Raw genomic sequence first — 1,482 nt, 5'->3', positions numbered from 1 at the left:
GTTTAAGATATTGCTCTTTAACAATCTGGAACAAGCTGAAAATTGAAACATGACAGCTGAAACTTATCCCTCCGTAGAAGTACTGGGGTAAGGAGTAACCTGTCATAGAGTCTCTCAAATAAACAGCACGACAGTGTTTTCTGTTTACAGAAACACCTTCGGGTTGTGAGGTTAAGTGACTAAGCGTACACGGTGGATGCCTAGGCAGTCAGAGGCGATGAAGGGCGTGCTAATCTGCGAAAAGTGTCGGTAAGGTGATATGAACCGTTATAACCGGCAATACCCGAATGGGGAAACCCAGTGCAATTCGTTGCACTATCATACGATGAATACATAGTCGTATGAGGCGAACCGGGGGAACTGAAACATCTAAGTACCCCGAGGAAAAGAAATCAACCGAGATTCCCCCAGTAGCGGCGAGCGAACGGGGAACAGCCCAGAACCTGAATCAGTTTGTGTGTTAGTGGAAGCGTCTGGAAAGTCGCACAGTAAAGGGTGATAGTCCCGTACACTAAAATGCATATTCTGTGAGTTCGATGAGTAGGGCGGGACACGTGACATCCTGTCTGAATATGGGGGGACCATCCTCCAAGGCTAAATACTCCTGACTGACCGATAGTGAACCAGTACCGTGAGGGAAAGGCGAAAAGAACCCCGGCGAGGGGAGTGAAATAGAACCTGAAACCGTGTACGTACAAGCAGTGGGAGCCTACTTTGTTGGGTGACTGCGTACCTTTTGTATAATGGGTCAGCGACTTATATTTTGTAGCAAGGTTAACCGTATAGGGGAGCCGTAGGGAAACCGAGTCTTAACTGGGCGAATAGTTGCAAGGTATAGACCCGAAACCCGGTGATCTAGCCATGGGCAGGTTGAAGGTTGGGTAACACTAACTGGAGGACCGAACCGACTAATGTTGAAAAATTAGCGGATGACTTGTGGCTGGGGGTGAAAGGCCAATCAAACCGGGAGATAGCTGGTTCTCCCCGAAAGCTATTTAGGTAGCGCCTCGTGAACTCATCTTCGGGGGTAGAGCACTGTTTCGGCTAGGGGGCCATCCCGGCTTACCAAACCGATGCAAACTCCGAATACCGAAGAATGTTATCACGGGAGACACACGGCGGGTGCTAACGTCCGTCGTGAAGAGGGAAACAACCCAGACCGCCAGCTAAGGTCCCAAAGTCATGGTTAAGTGGGAAACGATGTGGGAAGGCATAGACAGCCAGGATGTTGGCTTAGAAGCAGCCATCATTTAAAGAAAGCGTAATAGCTCACTGGTCGAGTCGGCCTGCGCGGAAGATGTAACGGGGCTAAACCATGCACCGAAGCTGCGGCAGCGACGCTTAGGCGTTGTTGGGTAGGGGAGCGTTCTGTAAGCCGTTGAAGGTGGCCTGTGAGGGCTGCTGGAGGTATCAGAAGTGCGAATGCTGACATAAGTAACGATAAAGCGGGTGAAAAACCCGCTCGCCGGAAGACCAAGGGTT

The 1,482-nt window shown here is 50.3% G+C and carries 1 rRNA gene; it reads left to right on the top strand.

The annotated features are described in order from the left end of the window. Positions 1-169: 169 nt before the first annotated feature. A 23S ribosomal RNA gene (locus SPL01S_RS24090) occupies positions 170-1,482 on the top strand; the annotation flags it as partial.

It is taken from the genome of Serratia plymuthica NBRC 102599 (assembly GCF_001590925.1).
GTDB lineage: Bacteria > Pseudomonadota > Gammaproteobacteria > Enterobacterales > Enterobacteriaceae > Serratia > Serratia plymuthica.
Note: the sequence above shows the minus strand (reverse complement) of the source record. Positions and strands in the feature narration are given on the sequence as shown.